This is a genomic window from Pseudomonas sp. Leaf129 (assembly GCF_001423465.1).
Lineage (GTDB): Bacteria > Pseudomonadota > Gammaproteobacteria > Pseudomonadales > Pseudomonadaceae > Aquipseudomonas > Aquipseudomonas coleopterorum.
Window position 1 is genome coordinate 1,340,036 of record NZ_LMOC01000001.1, and the last position, 24,445, is coordinate 1,364,480.

The following is a 24,445-nucleotide window of genomic DNA, read 5'->3' on the forward strand; positions in this document are numbered from 1 at the left end:
CGTTCAGGCCCGCAATGCACTTTTCGATACGTTCACGGCCCGCTGCCAGCCTTGCCAGCCGGCCTGCGCAGGCCGACACTGCAGGCTCGATTGGCTCCCGGAGGAATCGCCTTGGATTGGCACACACTGCTTACACGCGAACGCTTGGGCAAGCCCCTGCACAGCCCTGAAGAACTGGGCCGCAGCCCGTTCCACAAGGATCACGACCGCATCATCTTTTCCGGTGCCTTCCGCCGACTGGGGCGCAAGACCCAGGTGCATCCTGTTTCCAGCAACGACCACATCCACACGCGCCTGACCCATTCGCTGGAAGTCAGTTGTGTCGGCCGCTCCCTGGGCATGCGCGTGGGCGAAACCCTGCGCGATCAACTGCCGCAATGGTGCGAGCCCAGCGACCTGGGCATGGTGGTGCAGTCGGCCTGCCTGGCCCATGACATCGGCAACCCGCCCTTCGGCCATTCCGGGGAAGACGCGATTCGCCACTGGTTCCGCCAGGCGGCAGGACGTGGCTGGCTCGATGCGATGAGCGAAGTGGAGCGCGACGATTTCCTCAACTTCGAGGGCAATGCCCAAGGCTTTCGTGTGCTCACCCAGCTGGAGTATCACCAGTTCGACGGCGGCACCCGGCTGACCTATGCCACCTTGGGTACCTACCTCAAGTATCCCTGGACCGCACGCCATGCCGACGCCCTGGGCTACAAGAAGCACAAGTTCGGTTGCTATCAGAGTGAGCTGCCGCTGCTGGAGCAGATTGCCGGCAAGCTGGGCCTGCCGCTGCTCGAAGAACAGCGCTGGGCCAGGCACCCACTGGTGTACCTGATGGAGGCGGCGGATGACATCTGCTATGGCCTGATCGACCTGGAAGACGGCCTGGAAATGGAGTTGCTCGACTATGCCGAGGTCGAAGCCTTGCTGCTCGATCTGGTGGGCGACGACATCCCCGACACCTACCGCCAACTGGGGCCGCTGGACTCGCGCCGACGCAAGCTGGCGATCCTGCGGGGCAAGGCCATCGAGCACCTGACCAATGCGGCCGCACGCGCTTTCGTCGAACAGCAAGAGGCGCTGTTGGCCGGCCGGCTGAGTGGCGATCTGGTCGAGCACATGCACGGCCCAGCCAAGCGCTGCGTGCTCGATGCCAAGGACATGGCGCGCAAGAAGATCTTCCAGGACAAGCGCAAGACTCTGCACGAGATCGGCGCCTACACCACGCTCGAAGTGTTGCTCAACGCCTTCTGCGGCGCGGCGCTGGAGCAGCACACCACTGGCAAGCTGTCGTTCAAGCATCAGCGCATTCTCGATCTGCTGGGTCACAATGCACCGCAACCGGATTGGCCGCTGCATAAATCGTTTCTGCGCATGATCGACTTCATCGCGGGCATGACCGACAGCTATGCCGCGGAGATGGCCGGCGAAATGACCGGGCGTTCCAGCTCGTTCTAGTAGAGCGTATTGAAATAAACGAATACAAACGATAGTTGACTCTTTTGAATCAAACTATCTTTGTATTCCGTTACGCTTAATTCTGTAGGAAGTTTCCTAGAATCATACTTTGCTGGGTCCGTTCGTATGCCCTTTTGAGCAACTGGGCTAAGGTGCGCGCTTTTACTGGATCGTTCAGGAGAGGCTGCATGCGTAATGTATTCATCATCGATGATCACCCTGTCATTCGGCTGGCCGTCAGAATGATTCTGGAAAACGAAGGCTACTGCGTTGTCGGCGAGAGCGACAACGGGGTGGATGCGATGCAGATGGTGCGCGAGTGCCAACCCGATCTCCTGATTCTCGATATCAGTATTCCCAAGCTCGACGGGCTGGAAGTCCTGACCCGGTTCCACGGCATGAACGTGCCGTTCAAGATCCTGGTATTGACCGCGCAGGCTCCGGCCTTGTTCGCCATACGCTGCATGCAGTCGGGCGCCGCCGGTTTCGTCTGCAAGCAGGAGGCACTCAGCGAGTTGATCAGCGCCGTGCGCGCGGTGTTTTCCGGTTATAACTATTTTCCCAGCCAGGCGTTGATTCCCTCACGCGAAGACGATGGGCAACTTCAAGAGCTTGAATTGTTCAAGGCCATCAATGACCGCGAGTTGATGGTCCTGCAATTGTTTGCCCAAGGCCGCAGCAACAAGGAAATAGCCACTGGCATGTTTCTGAGCAACAAAACCGTCAGCACCTACAAAAAGCGTCTCATGCAGAAACTTCAGGCCAACTCACTGGTGGAACTTATCGAAATGGCCAAGCGCAATGCATTGGTGTGATTGAGCGCATGGACACGATCGACCAACTTCAGGCCCTGACCGGGGGCAACAGGTCATTGACGCGGCGACTGCTCGAGGAAGTGCTGCGCAGTTGCACGGACGACGGACAGCAATTGCTCGCCATTGCACACGATGACCACCCACGGATGGTGGACATTGCCCACAAGATCCATGGCGCCGCCCGGATCGTTCAGGCACGTGCCGTGTACGAAGCGTGCGAGTCACTGGAAGCGAGCGCGGCACAGGACGACCTGCGGCCGCTGCGCGAAGCGCTGCACCTGGCCCTGACGCAATTGCAGGCCGAACTGGGGCAGACCTTGGCCGAACTGGACCCGTGATCGCCAGGGACAGGCCGGCAGTGGTTCATTTTGTCACTGAATCGGACAGGGTCTTGGCTTAACTGGTAGACTGCGCCGCGATATTACCTAAGAGGATTGTTCCATGGCCACTAACCGCTCCCGTCGTCTGCGCAAAAAACTGTGCGTCGACGAATTCCAGGAATTGGGTTTCGAATTGAACCTGGACTTCAAGGAGGATTTGGGTGACGAGGCAATCGACGCATTCCTCGACGCATTCCTGACCGAGGCGATGGATGCCAACGGCCTGGACTATGTTGGCGGCGACGACTTCGGTCTGGTGTGCTCGGCCAAGCGTGGTTCGGTCACCGAAGAGCAGCGCAGCACCGTCGAAGCGTGGCTCAAGGGCCGCGAAGAACTGACCCGCGTCGAAGTCAGCGAATTGCTGGACGCCTGGTACCCAGAGAAGCCGATCAACCCGGCTGCTTGATGTACCCCTGAAAAAGGCCATCTGCGGATGGCCTTTTTTGTGGGCGCGATTTGCTAGCGCGCCCCGGTAGCGCCAATCAGGGCGCGTGCCACGCGCGACGCGCTCTGCCGACCCAGCGCGAGCATGATCGCCTGGCCGGCCTGGACGACCCGATCCAGATCCACACCGGTCGAGATGCCCAGCCCGTGCAGCAGATAGAGGACATCCTCGGTCGCCACATTGCCGCTGGCGCCGGGGGCATAGGGACAACCGCCCAGCCCTGCCACGGAACTGTCGAACACCTGGACGCCCTCCAGCAGGCAAGCGTAGATATTGGCCACCGCCTGGCCATAGGTGTCATGAAAGTGCCCGGCCAGTTGCCCTCGTGGCACCCGCTGCGCGACGGTGTCGATCAATCGTCTTGCCGCACCAGGCGTACCGATGCCCAGGGTGTCGCCCAACGACAGTTCGTAGCAGCCCATCTGCAGCATGGCATCGCCCACGTCGCGCACCCGCTCCGGCGCGATGTCGCCCTCGTACGGACAGCCCAGCACGCAGGACACATAGCCGCGCACCTTGATGCCGTGGGCGACGGCGGCGGCCAGCACCGGTTCGAAGCGTTGCAGGCTCTGCGCGATGGAACAGTTGATGTTGCGCTGGGAGAAGGACTCGGACGCGGCGGCGAACACCGCCACCTCGGACGCGCCAGCGGCGATGGCCGCTTCGAAGCCTTGCAGGTTGGGCGTCAGTGCAGCATAGGTCACACCCGGCGCGCGCGCGATGGCGGCGAAGACCGCCGCGCTGTCGGCCATCTGCGGCACCCAACGCGGCGATACGAAGCTGCCGACTTCCACATGCTTGAGGCCCGCCGCGACCAAGGCGTCGACCAGCGCCACCTTGTCCTCGGCACGCACTTGGCCCTGTTCGTTCTGCAAGCCGTCACGCGGGCCCACTTCGACGATCCGTACCTGCTCAGGCAGCATGATCGGCCTCCTGCATCTCGATCAGCACGGTGCCTTCGCTGACCATCTGGCCTTCCTCGCAGCACAACGCCTGGATCACGCCGGCCCGGTTGGCGCGCACGGTGTGCTCCATTTTCATGGCCTCCAGCACCACCAGACCATCGCCCTGCTCGACCACCTGACCTGGGCCGACCAGCAGGCGGACGATGCTGCCGTTCATGGGCGCCGCCAGCGAACCCTCCAACGCCGCGCCTGCGGTACCCGTAGACAGGGCGTCGACATGGCTGACCTCGTAGGGGTCGCCTCGCCACTGCAGGTAAACGACGTCCCCACGCCGGCCGACCAGCCGTGGTTCATCCAGATCGGCGGGCGGCGTTGCCAGGTTGACGGTGCACAATTGGGAGTGCGCGCCACAGCGCAGATCCAGCGTGGCTTGCGCAGGGGCCAGCAGGCGCCAGCCCGTCGGTGCGCTCCAGGGTGAATGCCGGTCCTGCTCGCACACACTGTTCGGGATCGAACGCAGATACGCCTGCGCGGCGCTTTGCCAGAAGGCCTGGGTCAACGTCGGGGGGGTGGGCAACAGCGCTGCGGTGTGCCGTTCGATGAAACCCGTGTCGACTTCGCCCGAAGCGAAGGCCGGCGTGGCAAGGATGCGTTGCAGCAGCGCCAGATTGCTCTTGATTCCGCCGACCGCGGTTTCGCCCAGCATGGCCAGCAGGCGCAATCGGGCCTCTTCGCGGGTTTCACCCCAGGCAATCAGTTTGGCGATCATCGGGTCATAGAACGGCGAAATGGTATCGCCTTCGCGCACCGCGCTGTCCACCCGCCGGCCGGGCCCGGCTGCCGGCTCTCGGTACAGCGCCAGTTGTCCGCTGGCAGGCAGGAAGCCGCCCGCAGGGTCCTCGGCGTACAGACGTACCTCGATGGCATGGCCGAGCAAGGGCACCTGTTCCTGAGTCAGCGGCAAGGCTTCGCCGCGGGCGACACGGATCTGCCAGGCCACCAGGTCCAGCCCGGTGATGGCTTCGGTCACAGGATGCTCGACCTGCAAGCGGGTGTTCATCTCCATGAAGTAGAAACGAGCGTCGCCATCGAGCAGGAACTCGACGGTGCCCGCGCCGACGTAGCCAATGGCCTGGGCGGCGCGCACGGCGGCTTCGCCCATGGCTCGGCGCAAGGACGCATCGAGCCCCGGCGCCGGTGCCTCCTCGAGCACTTTCTGATGCCGGCGCTGGATGGAGCAATCACGTTCATGCAAATAGAGACAGTGCCCGTGCTTATCGGCGAAGACCTGGATCTCGACGTGCCGCGGGGCCGCCAGGTATTTCTCCACCAGCATGTGCCCGTCGCCGAAGGCGGCCAGCGCCTCGCGCCGTGCGGAGTCCAGGGCAGGCCCCAGTTGGGCGGCCGATTCGGCCACCTTCATGCCCTTGCCGCCGCCGCCCGCCGCGGCCTTCAGCAGCACCGGGTAACCAATGCGCTGGGCGGCGTCGACAAACGTCTGCAGGTCCTGGGCACTGTCGTGATAGCCCGGCACCAGTGGCACCCCGGCCTGTTCCATCAAGGCCTTGGCTGCGGACTTGCTGCCCATGGCTTCGATGGCCTCGGCGGGCGGGCCGAGAAACAGGATGCCCTCGTGCGCGAGGCGCCGGGCGAAGGCGGCGTTTTCCGAGAGAAAACCGTAGCCGGGATGAACCGCATCCGCCCCACAGGCCAGCGCCGCAGCGACCACTTTGTCGATCTGCAGGTAGCTGTCGGCAGGCTTGCTGCCACCCAGGGGGATGGCAAGATCGGCCTCGTGCACATGGCGAGCATCGGCGTCGGCTTCGCTGTAGATCGCTACGCTGCGGATGCCCATGGCTCTGGCGGTACGAATGATGCGACAGGCGATCTCGCCGCGGTTGGCGATCAACAGGGTTCCGAGGGTCTGGGTGGACGGTTTCATGGCAACACCTCGGCCCAGGCGGGCGCGCGTTTTTCGAAAAAGGCTTGCATGCCTTCCTGACCCTCGGCGCTGGTACGCAGGCGAGCGATCAGGGCTTGCGCGCAGGCTTGGCGTGGCGCCGTGGCCTGGCCATCACCGATCTCCAGCAGCAGCGCCTTGCAGGCACGCATGGCTTCGGGACCGTTGCCGAGCAGGCGGCGCGTCCAGTCCTGCACCGCCTGTTCCAGCTCGGCACGTGGATACACTTCATCGAGCAGCCCCAACTCCCTGGCTCGCGGGGCATCGAAGCGCTCGGCGGTCAGGGCGTAGCGGCGCGCCGCGCGCGGCCCCATGGCCTGGACCACGTAGGGACTGATCACCGCCGGAGCCAGACCCAGGCGCACCTCGCTCAGGCTGAACAGCGCATCGTCGGCGGCGATGGCCATGTCGCAACAACTGACCAAGCCCATCGCCCCGGCGAACGCAGCCCCTTGCACCACCGCGACCGTCGGCAGTGGCAGGCGCTGCAGTTGCTCCATGAGCTGACCCAAACGCGCGGCTTCAGCGAGGTTTTCCGCGTAGCTCAAGCGAGCGCTGGCCTGCATCCAGGCCAGATCGGCGCCCGCGCTGAAGTGGCGGCCATGGCCGCGCAGGAACATGAAGCGCAATGCCGGCTGTTGGCTGATCCGATCGAAGGCTTCATGCAGCTCCTCCAGCATGAGCGCATTGAAAGCATTGTTTTTGTCCGGCCGATTGAGCCAGACGCTGGCGACCTGGTCGGCGCTGATGTGCAGCTGTACCGTGGAAAATTCGTGCATACCTTGATCCCCGATTCCTGATGAGTGCATGGCTACATGCGGAAGACGCCGAAGCGGGTTTCGGCCACCGGCGCGTTCAGCGCCGCCGAAAGCCCGAGTGCCAGCACCGTTCGGGTCTGCGCCGGATCGATCACCCCGTCATCCCACAGCCGCGCCGAGGAATAGAACGCGTGGGCCTGATGCTCGTACTGCGCCACCAGGGGTTCGGCCAATTGCCGCGCCTGTTCGTCGCTGAACGCCTGTCCCTGGCGCTGCGCCTGCTCCTGCTTGACCTGCACCAACACGCCAGCCGCTTGCTGAGCGCCCATCACGCCGATCTTCGCGTTCGGCCACATCCACAGGAAACGCGGATCGTAAGCGCGCCCGCACATGCCGTAATTGCCCGCGCCATAGCTGGCGCCGATGATCACGGTGAACTTGGGCACCTGCGCGCAGGCCACCGCGGTGACCAGCTTGGCGCCGTGCTTGGCAATGCCGCCGGCCTCGTATTTCTGGCCGACCATGAACCCGGTGATGTTCTGCAGGAACACCAGAGGAATGCCGCGCTGACAGGCCAGTTCGATGAAATGGGCGCCCTTCTGCGCAGCTTCGGCGAACAGCACGCCATTGTTCGCCAGAATCGCCACGGGGTAGCCGTGGATGTGGGCGAAACCACAGACCAGGGTCGGCCCGAACAGTGCCTTGAACTCGTCGAAGGCCGAGTCGTCGACGATGCGCGCGATGATTTCGTAGATCGGCAAGGGCTGCTTGGGGTCGGTGGGCACCAAGCCGTAGAGCTCATCCGCCGCATGGCGTGGCGGCAAGGGTTCGACGCAGGCCAGCCACCCTTGCTTGCGCCAGTTCAGGCGGGCAACGCAGCGACGGGCGATGGCCAGCGCATGCTGATCGTTTTCCGCGTAGTGATCGGCGACCCCCGACTGCCGGCAGTGCAGGTCGGCGCCGCCCAGCGCCTGAGCGCTGACCACCTCCCCGGTGGCCGCCTTGACCAGGGGGGGACCTGCGAGAAAGATGGTTGCCTGATCGCGGACCATGATGGTTTCGTCGCTCATGGCCGGCACATAGGCGCCCCCGGCCGTGCACGAGCCCAGGACCACGGCAATCTGGGCGATGCCCTGGGCGCTGAGGGTGGCCTGATTGAAGAAGATCCGCCCGAAATGCTCTCGGTCCGGGAACACTTCGTCCTGGCGCGGCAGGTTGGCGCCGCCGGAATCGACCAGGTACAGGCAAGGCAAGCGGTTGTGCTGGGCGATTTCCTGGGCGCGCAGGTGCTTCTTCACGGTCAGCGGGTAATAGCTGCCGCCTTTGACCGTGGCGTCGTTGGCGATGATCATGCATTCGACGCCGGACACCCGGCCGATGCCGGTGATCAGTCCGGCGGCCGCGACCTGTTCGCCGTACACCTCGTGAGCGGCCAGCAGCCCGACTTCGAGGAACGCCGAGCCGGGATCGAGCAGCACATCGATGCGCTGGCGTGGCAGGAGTTTGCCGCGGGCGACATGGCGCGCCTGGGCGGCTTCGCCTCCGCCCTGGTGAATCTGCGCTGCGCACCGCTGCAGCGTATCGAGTTGCTGCAGCATCGCCTCGCGGTTGGCGAAGAAGTCGGCTGAACGTGTGTTGACCTGACTGTGGAGAATGGCCATGGGCATTTCCTGTGCGGGTACGGCACCGATGGGAGGGGCAGCGAAAAACGTCAGCGCGTCTGCTCGAACAGTTCACGACCGATCAGCATGCGGCGTATCTCGCTGGTGCCTGCGCCGATCTCGTAGAGCTTGGCGTCGCGCCACAGGCGCCCGGCAGGAAACTCGTTGATGTAGCCGTTACCGCCAAGGATCTGAATGGCCTCGCCGGCCAGCCAGGTGGCTTTTTCAGCGGCATACAGGATGACACCGGCGCAGTCCTTGCGGACCTGACGGATCGGCGCCTGGCCCAGCCCGTCCAGGTGCCGACCGACCGCATAGAGGTAGGCGCGGCACGCCTGCTGCGTGGTGTACATGTCGGCGAGCTTGCCCTGAATGAGCTGGAATTCGCCGATGCTCTGGCCGAACTGCTGCCGGTCGTGAACATAGGGCAGCACAAGGTCCATGGCCGCCTGCATCAAGCCCAGCGGGCCGGCACTGAGCACGGCGCGCTCGTAGTCCAGGCCACTCATGAGCACGCCTACCCCCTGCCCCGGTTGGCCAAGCACGTTCTCCACCGGCACCTCGACGTCCTGAAACACCAGTTCACCGGTGTGCGAACCGCGCATGCCCAGCTTGTCGAGCTTCTGCGCGACGCTGAAGCCCGGCGCGCCTTTCTCCACGATGAACGCGGTGATGCCCCTGGCGCCGGCCGCCATGTCGGTCTTGGCGTAGACCACCAGCACGTCGCAGTCCGGGCCGTTGGTGATCCACATCTTGGTGCCGTTGAGCACGTAGCGGTCGCCCCTGAGGTCGGCACGCAGGCGCATCGAAACCACATCGGAACCGGCGTTCGGCTCGCTCATGGCGAGGGCGCCGATGTGCTCCCCGCTGATCAACCTGGGCAGGAAACGCGCCTTCTGCTCGGCGCTGCCGTTGCGGTTGATCTGGTTGACGCACAGATTGGAATGGGCCGCGTAGGACAGGCCGATGCCGCCCGAGCCGCGGGAGATTTCCTCCATGGCAACCATGTGCGCCAGATAGCCCATGCCCGTCCCGCCCCACTCTTCAGGCACGGTCAGGCCCAGCAAGCCCATGTCGCCGAACTTGCGCCACAGGTCGGCTGGGAACTGGTCGGTGCGATCGGCTTCGGCGGCGCGCGGGGTGATCTCCCGCGCTACGAAGGCCGCCACCGAATCGCGCAGCATGTCGATGTCTTCGCCAAGGAAGAAATCCAGTCCCGGTACTGAAATCATGTTCATCACTCGCTTTTTTTGTATTTATCAAGGAGATCAAGAAGGTCGAGGAGATCGCAGGGAATGCCCAGCCGCGATCAGGTTTGCAAGGCCACGCGGCACCGCTCCTCGGCGGTGTCGAGTTCCACCTGCATCTGTTCGATGTCGAGCATCTGCTGCTGCAGTTGCGCCCTGCGCTCGGCGATTTTCTCCAGGAACCGGTCGAGCTGCTTGCGGTTGCCCGAGGGGTCGTACATGTCGATGAGCTCCTTGCATTCGGCCAGGGAGAACCCGATGCGCTTGCCCCGCAGGATCAACTTCATGGCCACCAGATCGCGCGCCGAGTAGACCCGTTCCTGCCCCCGACGCGTGGGCGCCACCATGCCCTGCTCCTCGTAGAAGCGCAGCGTTCTGGGCGTGACGTCCAGCAGTTGGGATATTTCGGAGATGCTGTAGAGAGTGCTCACGTGAATCTGTTCCAGATGCTTTACGTTAACGTAAACGTCAAGATGCAGTGTGTCAACACGCGGACTGGCATGACGCGCAGATCATGTGTGTATTGAAGGAGGGATAGTCAGAAGCGGCGCAACGAATGCGCCGCACAGGCGCGGTCAGGCGAAGGCAGGAACGCCGCTGTGGAAACGAAATTCCGGATCGGGACTTTCGATCAATTCGGCTTCGGCCACACGGACCTTGTCGACGGTGCGGGCAATGTCGGCGGCATCGCCGTATTGATGGGCCAGTTTCAGATAGCCCTGGTAGTGCCGTGCCTCGCTCATCAGCAGGCCGTTGTAGAAGGTGCCCAGTTCTTCGTCCAGATGCGGAACCAGCGCCGCGAAGCGCTCGCAGCTGCGCGCCTCGATGAAGGCGCCGACCACCAGGGTGTCGACCAGCTTGACCGGCTCGTGATTGCGTACCTGCTTGCGCAGCGCAGAAGCATAGCGGCCTGCCGACAGCGGTTGCAGCTCGATCTTGCGGCGTTTCATCAGGCGCAGAACCTGCTCGTGATGGACCAGCTCTTCGCGCGCCAAGCGCGACATCATATTGATCAGGTCAACGTGGGTGCAGTACTTGGCGATCAGGCTCAGGGCCGTGGACGCTGCCTTGAACTCGCAGTTCTTGTGGTCGATCAGCAAGGTGTGCTGGTCGGCCAGCGCGGCCTGAACCCAGGCATCGGGCGTGGGGCAGCCGAGAAAGGCGTGAATTTCAGACAACATGGCCAGGCACCTGGAAAAAAGGGGGCGATTATACCCAGCTCGCCTGCAACTGGGTATGTGCGCCGCACACGGGCCGGGCTGGGACGATCAGTCGCTTTTCTTGCGGATCCAATAGAGGTAGGTACCGCCCTCTTCTTCTTGTTGCACCAGCTCGTGGCCCAGGAAGACGCAGAACTTGGGAATGTCGCGGCGGGTCGAGGGATCGGTGGCTATGACTTTGAGCAGGCCACCGGCAGGCAGGTCGCGCACGTGCTGGTGCAGCATCATCACCGGTTCCGGACAGCTCAGGCCAGTCGCATCCAGGGTGTGGTCGGCAGACAGGGTTTGGGTCATGAAAAACTCCAGATCAAGCGGGCATTCAGGCAGACGGTCGAGACGGACAGTGTAGCGGCGCAGCGCAGGCCGGACGCACAGTGCGACCCCAGGCCGCGGCACATCGGGGGTCAGCGTCGGACGCTGTCGAGTCGGCGCAGGTGGCAGGTGACTTCCTCGCGATCATGGTACAGCTGCTTGCAGCCGATCTGGACCTTGATGCCACGGGCCTTGAAGCCATCCTCGATACGGTCGAGCAACCGGCGCACTTCGGCATACCGCTGTTTCATCGGCAACTTCAGATTGACCACCGCTTCGCGGCAGAGGTTCTCGCCCAACCAGGTTTCCAGCAGGGCAGCGTTGCGCGCGGGCTTCTCGACGATGTCGCAGACCATCCAGTCCACGGTCTGCTTGGGCTTGTAGGTGAAGCCGTCGGCCATCAGATGAGTGACCAGGCCGGTGTCCATCAGGCTCTGCGCCATCGGCCCGTTGTCGATGGCAGTGACCAGCATGCCGCGGCGAACCAGTTGATAGGTCCAGCCACCCGGCGCGGCGCCCAGGTCCACGCCGGTCATGTCGCCGTGCAGGCGCTCGTCCCACTGCTCGCGGGGAATGAAGTGGTGCCACGCCTCTTCCAGCTTCAGGGTCGAGCGGCTGGGCGCTTCACGCGGGAACTTCAGCCGCGGGATGCCCATGGGCCACATGGCGAAGTTGCCCGCCTCGGCCACCCCGAGAAAGACTTCGCGGCCGCTCTTGAAGGTGAGCAGCAGGCGCGGCAGGTGGGGATCATCCACCAGACGGCCAGTACCGAGCAGGGCCTTGCGCAGCGGAACCTCAAACTTCTTGCAGAAGTTCGACAGCTCCTTGCCATCGTTGGTGTCGAGCACTTCCAGCCACAGGCTGCCGCAGACTGGATAGGACGACAGCTGTTCGAGCAGCACGCTGATGCGATCGGTCTCGGGCAACTGCACGAAGTCGCCACGCGCCCACTGCCGGGGAAATATCAAGTCACTAAACCGCAACTCGCTCATCAGCCGTGCCGGACCGGCCGGTTCGTGGCAGATGAATTCGGCGCAGGCGGTCTGCGGCTTGGCCTTGGCATAGCCGGCAACCCCCAGCCGTGCGGCGTGTTCAGCGATCTCCGAGCAGACCTCGCCTTCGAAGCCGGGGCGGCAATGCATAAACAACGTATTCATAAAGAGACTTTCACTGCCTGGGGCCGAAATCGGCGCATGATAAAGGAAATCGGAACCCCCGGCATGTACCGGAAGTCCCTCACTGAAAGAACCTGATTATTCAGCCCGTGCCGTGCGGGCCCGAAAAGGAGCTGACAGATGCCTTCCCTCGATAGCCTGAAAACCCTCAACACCCTGGACGTTGCCGGCACGTCCTATCACTACTTCAGCCTGCCCGAAGCCGCCAAGAGCCTGGGCGATCTGCAACGACTGCCGATGTCGCTCAAGGTGCTGCTGGAAAACCTGCTGCGCTGGGAAGATGGCAAGACCGTCACCGGTGAAGACCTGCGCGCCCTCGCCGACTGGCTGCATGAGCGCCGCTCCGACCGCGAGATCCAGTACCGCCCGGCGCGCGTACTGATGCAGGACTTCACCGGGGTGCCGGCCGTGGTCGACCTGGCAGCCATGCGCGCCGCAGTGGCCAAGGCCGGTGGCGACCCGCAGCGCATCAATCCGCTGTCGCCGGTGGATCTGGTGATCGACCACTCGGTGATGGTCGACCGTTATGCCAGCGAACAGGCGTTCGAGGAAAACGTCGACATCGAAATGCAGCGCAACGGTGAGCGCTATGCATTCCTGCGCTGGGGCCAGAGCGCGTTCGACAACTTCAGCGTGGTGCCACCGGGTACCGGCATCTGCCACCAGGTCAACCTGGAGTATCTGGGCCGTACGGTCTGGACCAAGGATGAGGACGGCCGTACCTACGCTTTCCCCGACACCCTGGTGGGGACCGACTCGCACACCACCATGATCAACGGCCTGGGCGTGCTGGGCTGGGGCGTCGGCGGCATCGAAGCCGAAGCGGCCATGCTCGGCCAGCCGGTGTCGATGCTGATCCCCGAAGTGATCGGCTTCAAGCTCACTGGCAAGCTCAAGGAAGGCATCACCGCCACCGACCTGGTGCTGACCGTGACGCAGATGCTGCGCAAGAAAGGCGTGGTCGGCAAGTTCGTCGAATTCTACGGTGACGGCCTGGCCGATCTGCCTTTGGCCGACCGCGCGACCATTGCCAACATGGCGCCGGAGTACGGTGCGACCTGCGGCTTCTTCCCGGTGGACGACGTGACCCTGGGCTATCTGCGCCTGTCCGGTCGGCCGGAAGCGACGGTGCAGTTGGTCGAGGCCTACTGCAAGGCCCAAGGCATGTGGCGCCTGCCTGGTCAGGAGCCGGTGTTCAGCGACACCCTGGCGCTGGACATGGGCGAGGTCGAGGCCAGCCTGGCGGGCCCCAAGCGTCCCCAGGACCGCGTGGCACTGCCCAAGGTCAGCGCAGCGTTCAACGATTTCATCGGTCTGCAGCTCAAGCCGACCAGCAAGGAAGAAGGCCGCCTGGAAAGCGAAGGTGGCGGTGGCGTGGCCGTGGGCAATGCCGACCAGACCGAAGGCACGCCCTATACCTGGCGTGGCCAGACGCACAATCTGCAACACGGAGCGGTGGTCATCGCCGCCATTACCTCGTGCACCAACACCTCCAACCCCAGCGTGATGATGGCTGCCGGGCTGGTGGCCAAGAAAGCGGTCGAAAAAGGCCTGACCACCAAGCCTTGGGTCAAGACGTCGCTGGCGCCGGGCTCCAAGGTGGTGACCGACTACTACAGGGCAGCTGGCCTGACCCAATACCTGGACACCTTGGGCTTCGATCTGGTGGGTTACGGCTGCACCACCTGCATCGGCAACTCGGGGCCGCTGGACGAGCCCATCGAGCAGGCCATCCAGAGCGCCGATCTGACCGTCGCTTCGGTGCTCTCGGGCAACCGCAACTTCGAGGGCCGGGTGCATCCGCTGGTGAAGACCAACTGGCTGGCTTCGCCGCCACTGGTGGTGGCCTATGCCCTGGCCGGCAGTGTGCGCACCGACATCAGCAGCGAACCGCTGGGCACCGGCACCGATGGTCAGCCGGTCTACCTGCGTGACATCTGGCCGACTCAGCAGGAGATCGCCGACGCCGTGGCCAAGGTCGATACGGCCATGTTCCACAAGGAGTACGCCGAAGTCTTCGCCGGCGATGCACAGTGGCAGGCCATCGAGGTGTCACAAGAGCCCACCTATGTATGGCAGGCGGATTCGACCTACATCCAGCACCCGCCTTTCTTCGAGGACATTGCCGGTCCGGCCCCGGTCATCGCCGACGTGAAGGACGCCCGCATTCTGGCATTGCTGGGGGATTCGGTGACCACTGACCACATCTCCCCTGCCGGCAACATCAAGGCCGACAGTCCCGCTGGACGTTACCTGCGCGAAAAGGGCGTGGAACCGCGAGACTTCAACTCCTATGGCTCGCGCCGTGGCAACCACGAAGTGATGATGCGCGGCACGTTCGCCAACATCCGTATCCGCAACGAAATGCTCGGTGGCGAAGAAGGCGGCAATACCCTGTTCATTCCGACGGGCGAAAAACTGCCGATCTACGATGCAGCCATGCGCTACCAGGCAGCAGGAACACCGCTGGTGGTCATTGCCGGTCAGGAGTACGGGACCGGTTCCAGCCGCGACTGGGCGGCCAAGGGGACCAACCTGCTCGGCGTCAAGGCCGTGGTGGCCGAGAGCTTCGAGCGCATCCATCGCTCCAACCTGGTCGGCATGGGTGTGCTGCCGCTGCAATTCACCAACGGCCAGAGCCGCAAGAGCTTGGGGCTGACCGGGCAGGAGACGCTGGATATCGTTGGTTTGACGGGTGCGCATCTGCAGCCCCACATGCGTCTGGACCTGCTCATCCGTCGTGAAAGTGGCCAGGAAGAAACGGTGGAGCTGCTGTGCCGGATCGACACCCTCAATGAGGTGGAGTATTTCCGCTCCGGTGGGATCCTGCATTATGTGCTGCGTCAGTTGATTGGTAATCCGGTGGTGTGATTGAGCCACGCCTGGTTTGTACGTGGTGAATCGGCGACACCGTGGATGACGCTGACGCGGCTTGCGCCGCTGCTACAGGGATCTGAAGTTTCTGTAGCAGCGGCGACACCGCGTCGGGGTCCTTCTGCTTGATTGAAACATTCGGTTTCAAATAAACGCGCTCCATATTCATTTGGTTCTTGTTCTCATTCTTGTTTATCCAGTGCAATAGCGGCCTTCCAAATCGGTGGCCACCTGTTCGCTGGAACCACAGCCTGCCCGTCCGGCTGTCGGGATCGCGAATCGAGAACGTTTTCCCATGTCCAAGAAATCCCGCTCGAAAATCTGGTTTCTGGTGCACAGCTGGTTGGCCCTGCCGATCTGGTTCTTTGTGCTGATCGTTTGTGTCACCGGCACGCTGGCGGTGGTCAGCACCGAAATCATGTGGCTGATCAACCCGGAAATGCGCGCCAACAAGCCGTCCGATGACGCCCAGCCCTTGAACTACGACCAGTTGATGACCGCCATCCAGCGCGATCACCCCGAACTGCGCGTCAGCAACCTCACCCATCCGGACGGCGACTACTTCGCGGTCAACGCCAGCGTGACCTACCCGGACGGCCGTTCACCCACGGTCTACGTGAACCCCTACACCGGCGCACTGCAAGGCGTCAGTCCGGCATTCGATTTCCCGGCCTTCACCCGCGCCCTGCATGGCTGGTGGCTGGTGCCCTTCACCAACGGCTTCTCCTGGGGCTGGTACCTGGTGTCGTTCCTCGGGCTGCCGTTGCTGGTGTCGCTGATCACCGGGCTGGTGGTCTACAAGAAGTTCTGGAAGGGCTTCCTCAAGCCCACCCTGCGCCTGAACCAGGGCGCCCGGGTGTTCTGGGGCGATTTCCACCGCCTCAGTGGCATCTGGTCGATCTGGTTCATCGCCGTGATCGCGATCACCGGCGTGTGGTTCCTGATTCGCGCCATCCTCTACGACAACCAGATCAGCATCTCCAGCTATTCGCCGGTGACCTCGGTGATCGCGCGGGCCGACGTACCGCTGGTGGCCAATGGCACCCCGGCACCAATGATTCCGGTCGAACAGGCGATTGCCGTGGTCAAGCAGCAGGTGCCTGACCTGGATGCCAGCTACGTGTCCCTGCCGCTCAATGCCTACAGCCCGATGGAAGTCGGCGGCCGTAGCTGGTACCCGCTGATGTTCCAGACCGCCACCATCAACCCCTACACCGGGCAATTGATCAGCTCGCACCTGCTGGGCGACCGCAACGCGCTGGAATTCGTCACCGAATCCATGCGCCCGCTGCACACCGGTGACTTCGGGGGCCTGTGGATCAAACTCATCTGGGCCTTCTTCGGCCTGCTGCTGAGCATGATGGTGCTCAGCGGCCTGATGATCTGGAGCAAGCGCACGGCCCTGGCGACCGCACAGGCGTTCAAGCGAAGCAATCGCCAGGAAGCCTCGCAGATGCCCGTCGGCGACCTGCGTCCAATGGCCCATACCACCGCGGAGCGCAGCCTGTGAGCCGAGTCGTCACCGCCCCTTCGCCCTCGCCGCTGTCGCGTTTGTGGCGCAAGTGGCGCTTCCACATCAACGTGTTGCTGGTGCTGATTCCACTCGGCTTCATGCCGCACTACTTCGCCGAAAACGCCATGGATCGCGGTGACAGCGGCCTGGGCGAACGCACCGTCGGCGACATCGCCGTCGGGCCCTGGAGCCTGACCCTGGCCGAGCGCCGCATCGAAGGCCCGACCGCCGAAAGCGGTCAGGACATCAAGTACTTCACCGCTGCCCTGTGCAAGTCCTGCATCGATCAGGTCAAGGCTACCTACCTGCGCATCGGCAAGCCGCGCAGCCTGAGGGCTGCGGGCGTGATCTTCTTCGGCAGCGGCTACCGCATGTTCGCCGGCCTGCCGGTGCCGAGCAAAACCGAGACCGATGCGCAGCTGTGGATCACCATGGAAGGCTGGGACGGCTCCATGCATCAGACCTCCATTCCCTTGAGCCAGGCGTCGCCCGCAACGGTGGCCTGGCTGAAGAACCGCCAAGGAATCCAACCATGATCCGCGTTTCATTCCCCCGCTGGCCCGCCCTCATGCTCGGACTGCTCGCCGCCGCCTGCAGCAGCGTTGCCCTGGCCCACAACCCCATGTGCGAATGCAAGCAGATCGACGACCAGCAGATTCGCTGCACCGGGGGGTTCTCCGATGGTAGCGGCGCGCCGGGGGTGACCCTGGACGTGGTCGGCTATGACGAAAGCATTCTGGTGCCTGGCAAGCTGGGCAGCGATTCGACGGTGACCTTCAAGCGTCCCGATGCCGAATTCTATGTGCTGTTCGATGCCGGTCCCGGCCATGTCGTGGAAATCGACCAAGCCGACATCCAAGCACCATGAGTACGCCGGTCACCCAGATCGTCCGCCCTGCCGGGGCGGGTCATGAAACCCTCTACGTCGGCCTGCTCTGCCTGTTCATCCTGCTGGCTGCGGCCGGCGTGGTGGCCTGGCACGGTGTCAGCCACGAGCCCGTGGCGGTGCCGGCCCATCAGCTCGACGCACGGCGCGACCTGACGCCTGCCGAACAGGGCATCTACGCCGACTTGCGGGTGACCCTGGACGAGGTGCGCCTGATCGCCGAGGAACAGCCCGAACCGGTGACGCCTGCGCAGTTGGCCAGCGAAGGCTTCCCACCCTTCGCCCAGGACGCCAGCTCGGTCAGCCGGGGTAGTCATGCGTGGGAAATGATTCAAAGCTCCTATGTGGGCCTGAGCCAGGCGCCCGAGGTGGCCGGTTCGTTCCTGCTGCGGGTGAACGGGCCCGACGCGGATGTCTGGATCAATCGCGCTTCTTCGGCCAGCACACCTTCGCAGATGGATGACAAGACGCTCGCCGCCGCCGGCTGGCAACAGGTGATCGCCCAGTTCGACACCGGTGTCACCCGCCAGCACCGCCATTGAATACGCCCTCTTCCCCAGGATTTTCCATGCCCCGATCTATCGCCCGCCGTCCGTTGCTGCGACTCCTGTCCGTCGCAGTCCTGGGCACCCTGCTCTACAGCACCGCCTGGGCCGCCGACGGCAAACCGCTGCGCATCGGCATCACCCTGCACCCCTACTACAGTTATGTGGCGAACATCGTCGGCGACAAGGCCGAGGTGGTGCCGTTGATCCCGGCCGGGTTCAACCCCCATGCGTACGAGCCTCGGGCCGAGGACATCAAGCGCATCGGCAGCCTGGACGTGGTGGTGCTCAATGGCGTCGGCCATGATGATTTCGCCGACCGCATGATCGAAGCCAGCGAAAAGCCTGATATCGCCGTGATCGAGGCCAACGCCGACGTGCCGCTGCTGGCCGCCACCGGGACCATGGCCCGCGGCGCCGGCAAGGTGGTCAACCCGCACACCTTTCTGTCCATCAGCGCTTCCATTGCTCAGGTCAACAACATTGCCCGCGAACTGGGCAAGCTCGATCCGGACAACGCCAGGTTCTACACCGCCAATGCCCGGGCCTACGGCAAGCGCCTGCGCACGCTGCGCGCCGATGCCCTGGCCAAGCTGACCCAGGCACCCAACGCCGAGCTGCGGGTCGCCACGGTGCACGCGGCCTATGACTACCTGCTGCGCGAGTTCGGTCTGGAAGTCACTGCCGTGGTCGAGCCGGCCCATGGCATCGAACCCAGCCCCAGCCAGCTGAAGAAGACCATCGACCAGTTGCGGGCACTGGACGTCAAGGTGATCTTCTCGGAAATGGATTTCCCCTCGACCTACGTCGAAACCATCCAGCGCGAATCGGGCGTCAAGATGTACCCGCTCTCGCACATTTCCTATGGCCAATACAGCGCCGACAAGTACGAGAAGGAAATGGGCGGCAACCTCGACACCGTGGTACGGGCGATTCAGGAGGCCGGCGCATGACCGCGGCCGAACCCTTCGCTCTGGCTCACTGCGGACCAGCCATCGATTTCGATCAGGTCGGCCTGGTGCTGGGCCGTACGCAGATTCTCGACGATGTCAGCTTCCGCGTGGCCAGCGGCAGCGTGCATGCGCTGGTCGGGCCCAACGGCGGTGGCAAGAGCTCGCTGATCAAGACCCTGCTGGGGCAGATGCCCCACCGCGGGCAACTCAGTCTGCAATGGCCGGGCAGTCCCGGCGTGATCGGCTACGTGCCGCAGGCGCTGGAATTCGACCGTGGCCTGCCGATGACGGTCGACGACTTCATGGCCGCCATGTGCCAGCGTCGGCCGGCGTTTCTCGGCCTCTCCCGGCACTATGCCGGCGCCATTGGCGAAGCGCTCGAACGCGTGGGCATGCAGGACAAGCGCAAACGGCGCATGGGCGCGCTGTCGGGCGGTGAACGCCAACGCGTGCTGCTGGCGCAAGGCCTGATCCCGGCGCCGCAGTTGCTGATTCTCGACGAACCCATGTCTGCCCTCGACGAGGCCGGTATCCAGGTGTTCGAGCGGTTGCTTCAGGATTGGCAGCAGGCCGGCATCACGGTGATGTGGATCGAGCACGACCTGGAAGCGGTCAAGCGCCTCGCCGACCGGGTCACCGGGCTCAACCGGCGCGTGCTGTTCGACGCCACACCGGCCGAGGCACTCACGCCGGACCGACTGCTGACGCTGTTCTCCACCCATCCCCGCGCCGGAGGTCTCGCCTGATGGACTACGAACAGTTTCGTCTGGCCATCCAGAGCCTGGCTTCGGACGGTTACCTGCCCGCTGCGCTGGCCTACGGATTCGTGGTCAACGCCTTGATCGCCGGCCTGCTGATCGGTCCGGTCCTGGGCGGCCTGGGCACCCTGGTGGTGGTCAAGCGCTTCGCGTTCTTCTCCGAAGCGGTAGGCCATGCCGCACTGACCGGCGTGGCCATCGGCATCCTGCTCGGCGAACCCTACACCGGCCCTTACGGCAGCCTGTTCGGCTACTGCCTGTTGTTCGGCATCGTGCTCAACTACCTGCGCAACCGCACCGGCCTGGCGCCGGATACCCTGATCGGCGTATTCCTCTCGGTATCCCTGGCCCTGGGCGCCAGCCTGCTGCTGACCCTGGCCGGCAAGATCAACGTACACATTCTCGAGAACGTGCTGTTCGGTTCGGTGCTGACGGTGAACGGCAACGACCTGCTGGTACTGGCCGTGGTCGGCGCGCTGGTGCTGAGCCTGAGCCTGCCGCTGTACAACCGCATCATGCTGGCCAGCTTCAACCCGCAACTGGCCGCCGTACGCGGCGTGGCGGTGAAAGCGCTGGATTACCTGTTCGTGATTCTGGTGACGCTGATCACCGTGGCGGCAGTCAAGGTCATCGGCGCGATCCTGGTCGGTGCGCTGCTGGTGATACCGGCAGCGGCGGCGCGGCTCTTGAGCCAGTCGCTGAAGGGGTTCTTCTGGATCTCGGTGATCATCGCCACGCTGAGCACGCTGTGCGGGATCCTACTGCCGATCCTCTTCGATCTGCCGGTGCCGTCCGGTGCCGCCATCATCCTGGTCGCAGGCGCGGCTTTCGCCCTCGCCGCCATCGCCCGCGGCACCTTGCCCAGCCTCAGAGGGAACATCGGATAAATGCCTATTCTGCGCAAACTGACAGCGGCCCTGACCCTGTGTGCGGTGCTCGCCCCCGCTGCCTTCGCCGCCGAGCCGGTGAAAGTCCTCGCCAGCCTGCCGATCACCTACGGCCTGGGCCAGTTGCTGCTCAAGGACAGCGGCGTACAGCTGGAGCGTGCAGCCGCAGCCAACCTGCCCGGCTCCCGGCAGAATGCCTATTTCACCGGCCGCGGTGCAGAAGCCCTGGCCAGCCTGGCCAGCTCCGCCGATGCGGTGATCGGACTGCGCTCGCTGTGGCCCGATGATTCGCTGTACCCGCTGGCACGCCGCAGTAACATTCGCATCGTCGAGATCGACGCGGCGCGCCCGGTGGACGGGGTACTGCCCGGTATCGCCGTGCAGCCCGGCGTCAGTGGCTTGAACAGCCAGCCCTGGCTGTCGAGCAACAACATGGGGCGCATGGCCGATGTCATGGCTGCCGATCTGGTGCGTCTGGCACCCACCGCCAAGCCGCGGATCGATGCCAATCTGGCCGCGCTCAAGCAGCAGTTGCTCAAACTCAGCGCCGACAGCGAAGCCCGCCTGGCCAAGGTCGACAATGTCAGCGTGATCAGCCTCAGCGACCGCTTCGCCTACCTGACCGCAGGCCTCAACCTGGACACGGTCGCCACCCAGGCGCTCACCGACGAGCAATGGGATGCCGCGCAACTGGAGAACCTGAGCACGACGCTCAAGGACAACGACGTCGCCCTGGTCATCGACCATCGGCAACCCCCCGAAGCGGTCAAGGCGGCCATCACCGCAGCAGGTAGCGAACTGCTGGTACTGGCCGAGGAAAGCGATGACCCGATCGCCGACCTGCAGGCGCACATGAACGCCGTCATCCAGGCCCTCTGACCACTTCCTGGCCAAAGACGACGCGCACGCTTCGCCCTTGGCCTGACGGCGCACGCATCCCGCCTCGCTCCTGGGGAAATTCGATTCAACCTTTTCCCGATTTGGCCGAGAACCTGTCAAAGCCCCACGGAATGAATGGACACTCATGCGTAACAATCAGCCTATCACTCAGCGCGAACGGACTTTCCCTGCTCAACAGCGCCTGATTTCTACGACCGACACCCAAGGAATGATCACCTACTGCAACGACGCGTTCGTGGAGATCAGCGGGTTCACCCGAGATCAACTGATTCGCGCGCCGCACAACACCGTGCGCCATCCGGACGTCCCGCCGGCGGTGTTCGAGCACATGTGGGCGACCCTGCGCCAGGGTCTGCCATGGATGGGTATCGTCAAGAACCGCTGCGAGAACGGCGACTACTACTGGGTCAATGCCTACGTCACCCCGGTGCTGGAAAACAAGCAGGTGGTGGGGTACGAATCGGTTCGGGTCAAGCCGACCGCCGAGCAGGTACGCCGGGCTCAGGCGCTCTATGAACGGTTGAACAAAGGTAAATCCGCAGTACCCGGCCGCGATCGTTGGATGCCGGTGGTACAGGATTGGCTGCCGTTCATTCTGGTCAGCCAGATCAGCTTCATGATCGGCGCCTGGCTCAATACGTCGTGGGGCTTCGCCCTGGCGGCCGGCCTGTCGATTCCTTTGGGCCTGATCGGCCTGAGCTGGCAGCAGCGCGGCATCAAGCGCCTGCTCAAGCTGGCGGACCAGACCACGTCCGACCCGCTCATCGCGCAGATGTACACCGACAGCCGCGGCGCCCAGGCGCGTCTGGAAATGGCCATCCTCAGTCAGGAAGCGCGCCTCAAGACTTGCCTGACCCGTCTGCAGGACACCGCCGAACACCTGACCGGCCAGGCCCGGCAGTCGGACGCCCTGGCTCACCAGAGCTCCCAGGGCCTGGACCGTCAGCGCCTGGAAACCGAACAGGTCGCCGCAGCGGTGAACCAGATGGCTGCCACCACCCAGGAGGTCGCCAGCCATGTACAGCGCACTGCAGACGCCACTCAGGAAGCCAATCGCCTGACCAGTCGCGGCCGCGACATCGCCGGCGAAACCCGCGAGGCGATCCAGCGATTGTCGGTGGTGGTGGGCGAAACCGGGCAGACCGTGACGCAGCTGGCCAAGGACAGCGACGAGATCGGCGGCGTGGTGGATGTGATCAAGGGCATCGCCGACCAGACCAACCTGTTGGCGCTCAACGCGGCCATCGAAGCGGCGCGCGCAGGCGAAATGGGGCGTGGCTTTGCCGTGGTCGCCGATGAAGTCCGCCAGCTGGCACAACGCACCAGCGAATCGACCGGACAGATCCACGGGCTGATTGCCAAGCTGCAGCAGACCGCCAACAACGCCGTGCAGACCATGGATGCCGGTCATCGCCAGGCCGAAGATGGCGTGGCCCGGGTGCTGGAGGCCGACCGCGCATTGATCGGCATCAGCGAGGCGGTAGCCAACATCACCGACATGACCACCCAGATCGCCGCAGCCACCGAAGAGCAAAGCGCGGTGGCCGAAGAGATCAGCCGCAACATCACCACCATCTCGCACCTGGCCGATGAAACCAGCGAGCAGGCGCAGAACTCGGCATTGCTCAGCGAAGAGCTGACCAAGACCGCCAACAGCCAGTACTCGCTGGTGGAGCGCTTCAACCGCTGATCGGCCTCTGGATGCGCGGCGCCGCCTCCACGGCAGCCCGCGTCCAGCCTGCAGATCAGGACAGAAAAGCCACGATCCGGTCGGCAGCGGTCTGCAGATGCTGGTCGTGGCTGAACCCCGAGGCCTTCAACGGCTTCAGATCGTGGTCGGCCGCGCTCAGCCAGTACACTTCGATCTCTTCCGACAGTTCATAGCCCGCCACCGTCTCGCAGTTGCCCAGTGCATCGCGTTCGCCCTGAATGATCAGGGTCGGCGTGCGCAGCTGGGCCAGGTGCTCGACGCGCGGTTTCTCCGGTTTGCCCGCCGGGTAGAACGGATACCCCAGGCACACCAGCGCATCGGCGCCCAATTCGTCGGCCAGCAGGCTGGCCATGCGTCCGCCCATGGACTTGCCGCCCACCGCCAGGGTTCCGGTCACCAGGGGACGCACCAGGGCGTAGGCCTGCCGCCAGCTCTCCAGCAGGCTCGCCTGCGGGCTGGGCGGACGTTTGCTGCCGCCACTGCGGCGCTGGGCCATGTAGGGAAACTCGAAGCGCACCACGCTGACACCGGTGGCCGCCAGACGCTCGGCCATGGCGTTCATGAACGGGCTGTCCATGGGCGCTCCGGCACCGTGCGCCAGGATCAGGCAAGGCGCCTGGGCGCCGGTCTGGGCGGGATTCCACAGCCAGCCGTTGTCTTGCATGCGTTGGGTCCACTGGTCTTCGCTCATGATCTTTCCGTCGACGTTTGGCACTATTGGCGATTTACGGACTCTGAGGCAAAACGCGGCGCAGGAACAGTGCCCGATGCAGGATGGCGCTACACTAGGCCGTCGTGTGCAGTGCCATCATCCAGGCACGCCTTCCCAACCTTTTTCGCCAAGGATAGCGACTCATGAACTTCGACTGGCACAGCGCGCCCATCACTCGTTACACCCCGTTGGACCGAGGCTATCGCAACACGCAGAACGTGCGGCGCTTCCTCACCGAGGCCTGCGGCCCCAGCTTTCATTTCGACCGCGCCTTCATGGCCTGGCTCAAGAGTGGCGAGGCCAAGACCATGGGCCAGGTCGCAGATCACTGGAAGCTGATGCATCGGCGCTGACGCATGAAGCGGTGGCCGGGTGGCAAAACGCT

25 protein-coding genes are annotated in these 24,445 nt (G+C 64.0%); 15 read left to right on the forward strand and 10 right to left on the reverse strand.

Annotated elements, in window-relative coordinates:
* The first annotated feature begins 111 nt into the window (after window positions 1-111).
* The 4 genes from ASF66_RS05830 to ASF66_RS05845 all read left to right on the forward strand — a co-directional run bounded on the left by ASF66_RS05830 (window position 112) and on the right by ASF66_RS05845 (window position 3,044).
* Window positions 112-1,443 carry a deoxyguanosinetriphosphate triphosphohydrolase gene (locus tag ASF66_RS05830; RefSeq protein WP_056843093.1) on the forward strand — a complete coding sequence of 444 codons (1,332 nt, stop codon included), beginning with the start codon at window positions 112-114 and terminating at the stop codon, window positions 1,441-1,443.
* Window positions 1,444-1,631: 188 nt separating this feature from the next.
* Window positions 1,632-2,258, forward strand: coding sequence for a response regulator transcription factor (locus ASF66_RS05835; protein ID WP_049859108.1), 627 nt, complete (start codon window positions 1,632-1,634; stop codon window positions 2,256-2,258).
* 8 nt (window positions 2,259-2,266) lie between these two features.
* The gene (locus tag ASF66_RS05840; RefSeq protein ID WP_056843094.1) at window positions 2,267-2,596 is read left to right on the forward strand and encodes an Hpt domain-containing protein; all 330 of its coding nucleotides are present in this window, start codon (window positions 2,267-2,269) and stop codon (window positions 2,594-2,596) included.
* A gap of 103 nt (window positions 2,597-2,699) precedes the next feature.
* Window positions 2,700-3,044, forward strand: a complete 345-nt coding sequence (locus ASF66_RS05845) for a YggL family protein (RefSeq protein ID WP_056843095.1) — start codon at window positions 2,700-2,702, stop codon at window positions 3,042-3,044.
* Between the two features lie 53 nt (window positions 3,045-3,097).
* Here the strand turns inward: ASF66_RS05845 and ASF66_RS05850 are convergent, their stop codons facing one another.
* From ASF66_RS05850 to rlmM, 9 genes are all read right to left on the reverse strand, one after another.
* Window positions 3,098-4,009, reverse strand: a complete 912-nt coding sequence (locus ASF66_RS05850) for a hydroxymethylglutaryl-CoA lyase (RefSeq protein WP_056843096.1) — start codon at window positions 4,007-4,009, stop codon at window positions 3,098-3,100.
* Window positions 3,996-5,930, reverse strand: a complete 1,935-nt coding sequence (locus tag ASF66_RS05855; RefSeq protein ID WP_056843097.1) for an acetyl/propionyl/methylcrotonyl-CoA carboxylase subunit alpha — start codon at window positions 5,928-5,930, stop codon at window positions 3,996-3,998. Before ASF66_RS05855 ends, ASF66_RS05850 begins: the two co-directional genes overlap by 14 nt.
* A complete protein-coding gene (locus ASF66_RS05860) occupies window positions 5,927-6,727 on the reverse strand; it encodes an enoyl-CoA hydratase-related protein (RefSeq protein ID WP_056843098.1) in 801 nt (266 codons plus the stop codon). The genes ASF66_RS05855 and ASF66_RS05860 overlap by 4 nt, the downstream gene beginning before the upstream one ends.
* Window positions 6,728-6,759: 32 nt before the next feature.
* Window positions 6,760-8,367 (reverse strand): carboxyl transferase domain-containing protein, encoded by a 1,608-nt coding sequence (locus ASF66_RS05865; protein WP_056843099.1) that lies wholly within the window; start codon window positions 8,365-8,367, stop codon window positions 6,760-6,762.
* A gap of 50 nt (window positions 8,368-8,417) precedes the next feature.
* Entirely contained in the window at window positions 8,418-9,596 is a 1,179-nt protein-coding gene (locus tag ASF66_RS05870; RefSeq protein WP_201782769.1) for an isovaleryl-CoA dehydrogenase, read from the reverse strand.
* An 80-nt stretch (window positions 9,597-9,676) separates the two neighbouring features.
* Window positions 9,677-10,045 (reverse strand): MerR family transcriptional regulator, encoded by a 369-nt coding sequence (locus ASF66_RS05875; protein ID WP_056843100.1) that lies wholly within the window; start codon window positions 10,043-10,045, stop codon window positions 9,677-9,679.
* A 144-nt stretch (window positions 10,046-10,189) separates the two neighbouring features.
* Entirely contained in the window at window positions 10,190-10,795 is a 606-nt protein-coding gene (locus tag ASF66_RS05880) for a tRNA-(ms[2]io[6]A)-hydroxylase (protein ID WP_049859100.1), read from the reverse strand.
* Window positions 10,796-10,882: 87 nt separating this feature from the next.
* A complete protein-coding gene (tusA, locus tag ASF66_RS05885; protein ID WP_049859099.1) occupies window positions 10,883-11,128 on the reverse strand; it encodes a sulfurtransferase TusA in 246 nt (81 codons plus the stop codon).
* A gap of 110 nt (window positions 11,129-11,238) precedes the next feature.
* Complete coding sequence (gene rlmM, locus ASF66_RS05890) at window positions 11,239-12,303, reverse strand: 23S rRNA (cytidine(2498)-2'-O)-methyltransferase RlmM (protein ID WP_056843101.1); 1,065 nt, start codon at window positions 12,301-12,303, stop codon at window positions 11,239-11,241.
* 138 nt (window positions 12,304-12,441) lie between these two features.
* Between rlmM and acnA the strand changes: the two genes are divergently transcribed.
* From acnA to ASF66_RS05940, 10 genes are all read left to right on the forward strand, one after another.
* On the forward strand, window positions 12,442-15,192 hold the full coding sequence (acnA, locus tag ASF66_RS05895; RefSeq protein ID WP_056843102.1) for an aconitate hydratase AcnA: 2,751 nt from the start codon (window positions 12,442-12,444) through the stop codon (window positions 15,190-15,192).
* A gap of 298 nt (window positions 15,193-15,490) precedes the next feature.
* A complete protein-coding gene (locus ASF66_RS05900) occupies window positions 15,491-16,705 on the forward strand; it encodes a PepSY-associated TM helix domain-containing protein (protein ID WP_056843103.1) in 1,215 nt (404 codons plus the stop codon).
* Complete coding sequence (locus tag ASF66_RS05905; RefSeq protein ID WP_056843104.1) at window positions 16,702-17,244, forward strand: hypothetical protein; 543 nt, start codon at window positions 16,702-16,704, stop codon at window positions 17,242-17,244. Before ASF66_RS05900 ends, ASF66_RS05905 begins: the two co-directional genes overlap by 4 nt.
* Window positions 17,241-17,576, forward strand: coding sequence for a hypothetical protein (locus ASF66_RS05910; protein WP_056843105.1), 336 nt, complete (start codon window positions 17,241-17,243; stop codon window positions 17,574-17,576). The genes ASF66_RS05905 and ASF66_RS05910 overlap by 4 nt, the downstream gene beginning before the upstream one ends.
* On the forward strand, window positions 17,573-18,136 hold the full coding sequence (locus tag ASF66_RS05915) for a DUF6162 family protein (RefSeq protein WP_056843106.1): 564 nt from the start codon (window positions 17,573-17,575) through the stop codon (window positions 18,134-18,136). The genes ASF66_RS05910 and ASF66_RS05915 overlap by 4 nt, the downstream gene beginning before the upstream one ends.
* A gap of 26 nt (window positions 18,137-18,162) precedes the next feature.
* Entirely contained in the window at window positions 18,163-19,092 is a 930-nt protein-coding gene (locus ASF66_RS05920; RefSeq protein WP_056843107.1) for a metal ABC transporter substrate-binding protein, read from the forward strand.
* The gene (locus tag ASF66_RS05925) at window positions 19,089-19,838 is read left to right on the forward strand and encodes a metal ABC transporter ATP-binding protein (protein ID WP_056843108.1); all 750 of its coding nucleotides are present in this window, start codon (window positions 19,089-19,091) and stop codon (window positions 19,836-19,838) included. The genes ASF66_RS05920 and ASF66_RS05925 overlap by 4 nt, the downstream gene beginning before the upstream one ends.
* Window positions 19,838-20,737 (forward strand): metal ABC transporter permease, encoded by a 900-nt coding sequence (locus ASF66_RS05930; protein WP_056843109.1) that lies wholly within the window; start codon window positions 19,838-19,840, stop codon window positions 20,735-20,737. Before ASF66_RS05925 ends, ASF66_RS05930 begins: the two co-directional genes overlap by 1 nt.
* Window positions 20,738-21,616 carry a metal ABC transporter solute-binding protein, Zn/Mn family gene (locus tag ASF66_RS05935; protein WP_056843110.1) on the forward strand — a complete coding sequence of 293 codons (879 nt, stop codon included), beginning with the start codon at window positions 20,738-20,740 and terminating at the stop codon, window positions 21,614-21,616. It begins immediately after the preceding gene.
* 145 nt (window positions 21,617-21,761) lie between these two features.
* A complete protein-coding gene (locus ASF66_RS05940; RefSeq protein WP_056843111.1) occupies window positions 21,762-23,327 on the forward strand; it encodes a methyl-accepting chemotaxis protein in 1,566 nt (521 codons plus the stop codon).
* A gap of 55 nt (window positions 23,328-23,382) precedes the next feature.
* Here ASF66_RS05940 and ASF66_RS05945 read toward each other — a convergent pair whose 3' ends face one another.
* The gene (locus ASF66_RS05945; RefSeq protein WP_056843112.1) at window positions 23,383-24,039 is read right to left on the reverse strand and encodes an alpha/beta family hydrolase; all 657 of its coding nucleotides are present in this window, start codon (window positions 24,037-24,039) and stop codon (window positions 23,383-23,385) included.
* Between the two features lie 164 nt (window positions 24,040-24,203).
* On the opposite strand from ASF66_RS05945, the gene ASF66_RS05950 reads away from it, so the two are divergent.
* Window positions 24,204-24,413, forward strand: a complete 210-nt coding sequence (locus ASF66_RS05950) for a DUF6434 domain-containing protein (RefSeq protein WP_043188013.1) — start codon at window positions 24,204-24,206, stop codon at window positions 24,411-24,413.
* The last annotated feature ends 32 nt before the right edge of the window (window positions 24,414-24,445 follow it).

Excerpts from the sequence above, each read along its gene's own strand:
- ASF66_RS05835 (WP_049859108.1), top strand. The coding sequence starts at position 1,632 with ATGCGTAATGTATTCATCATCGATGATCACCCTGTCATTCGGCTGGCC.
- ASF66_RS05840 (WP_056843094.1), top strand. The coding sequence starts at position 2,267 with ATGGACACGATCGACCAACTTCAGGCCCTGACCGGGGGCAACAGGTCA.
- ASF66_RS05845 (WP_056843095.1), top strand. The coding sequence starts at position 2,700 with ATGGCCACTAACCGCTCCCGTCGTCTGCGCAAAAAACTGTGCGTCGAC.
- ASF66_RS05855 (WP_056843097.1), bottom strand. The coding sequence starts at position 5,930 with ATGAAACCGTCCACCCAGACCCTCGGAACCCTGTTGATCGCCAACCGC.
- ASF66_RS05860 (WP_056843098.1), bottom strand. The coding sequence starts at position 6,727 with ATGCACGAATTTTCCACGGTACAGCTGCACATCAGCGCCGACCAGGTC.
- ASF66_RS05865 (WP_056843099.1), bottom strand. The coding sequence starts at position 8,367 with ATGGCCATTCTCCACAGTCAGGTCAACACACGTTCAGCCGACTTCTTC.
- ASF66_RS05880 (WP_049859100.1), bottom strand. The coding sequence starts at position 10,795 with ATGTTGTCTGAAATTCACGCCTTTCTCGGCTGCCCCACGCCCGATGCC.
- tusA (WP_049859099.1), bottom strand. The coding sequence starts at position 11,128 with ATGACCCAAACCCTGTCTGCCGACCACACCCTGGATGCGACTGGCCTG.
- rlmM (WP_056843101.1), bottom strand. The coding sequence starts at position 12,303 with ATGAATACGTTGTTTATGCATTGCCGCCCCGGCTTCGAAGGCGAGGTC.
- acnA (WP_056843102.1), top strand. The coding sequence starts at position 12,442 with ATGCCTTCCCTCGATAGCCTGAAAACCCTCAACACCCTGGACGTTGCC.
- ASF66_RS05900 (WP_056843103.1), top strand. The coding sequence starts at position 15,491 with ATGTCCAAGAAATCCCGCTCGAAAATCTGGTTTCTGGTGCACAGCTGG.
- ASF66_RS05910 (WP_056843105.1), top strand. The coding sequence starts at position 17,241 with ATGATCCGCGTTTCATTCCCCCGCTGGCCCGCCCTCATGCTCGGACTG.
- ASF66_RS05915 (WP_056843106.1), top strand. The coding sequence starts at position 17,573 with ATGAGTACGCCGGTCACCCAGATCGTCCGCCCTGCCGGGGCGGGTCAT.
- ASF66_RS05920 (WP_056843107.1), top strand. The coding sequence starts at position 18,163 with ATGCCCCGATCTATCGCCCGCCGTCCGTTGCTGCGACTCCTGTCCGTC.
- ASF66_RS05925 (WP_056843108.1), top strand. The coding sequence starts at position 19,089 with ATGACCGCGGCCGAACCCTTCGCTCTGGCTCACTGCGGACCAGCCATC.
- ASF66_RS05930 (WP_056843109.1), top strand. The coding sequence starts at position 19,838 with ATGGACTACGAACAGTTTCGTCTGGCCATCCAGAGCCTGGCTTCGGAC.
- ASF66_RS05935 (WP_056843110.1), top strand. The coding sequence starts at position 20,738 with ATGCCTATTCTGCGCAAACTGACAGCGGCCCTGACCCTGTGTGCGGTG.
- ASF66_RS05940 (WP_056843111.1), top strand. The coding sequence starts at position 21,762 with ATGCGTAACAATCAGCCTATCACTCAGCGCGAACGGACTTTCCCTGCT.
- ASF66_RS05945 (WP_056843112.1), bottom strand. The coding sequence starts at position 24,039 with ATGAGCGAAGACCAGTGGACCCAACGCATGCAAGACAACGGCTGGCTG.
- ASF66_RS05950 (WP_043188013.1), top strand. The coding sequence starts at position 24,204 with ATGAACTTCGACTGGCACAGCGCGCCCATCACTCGTTACACCCCGTTG.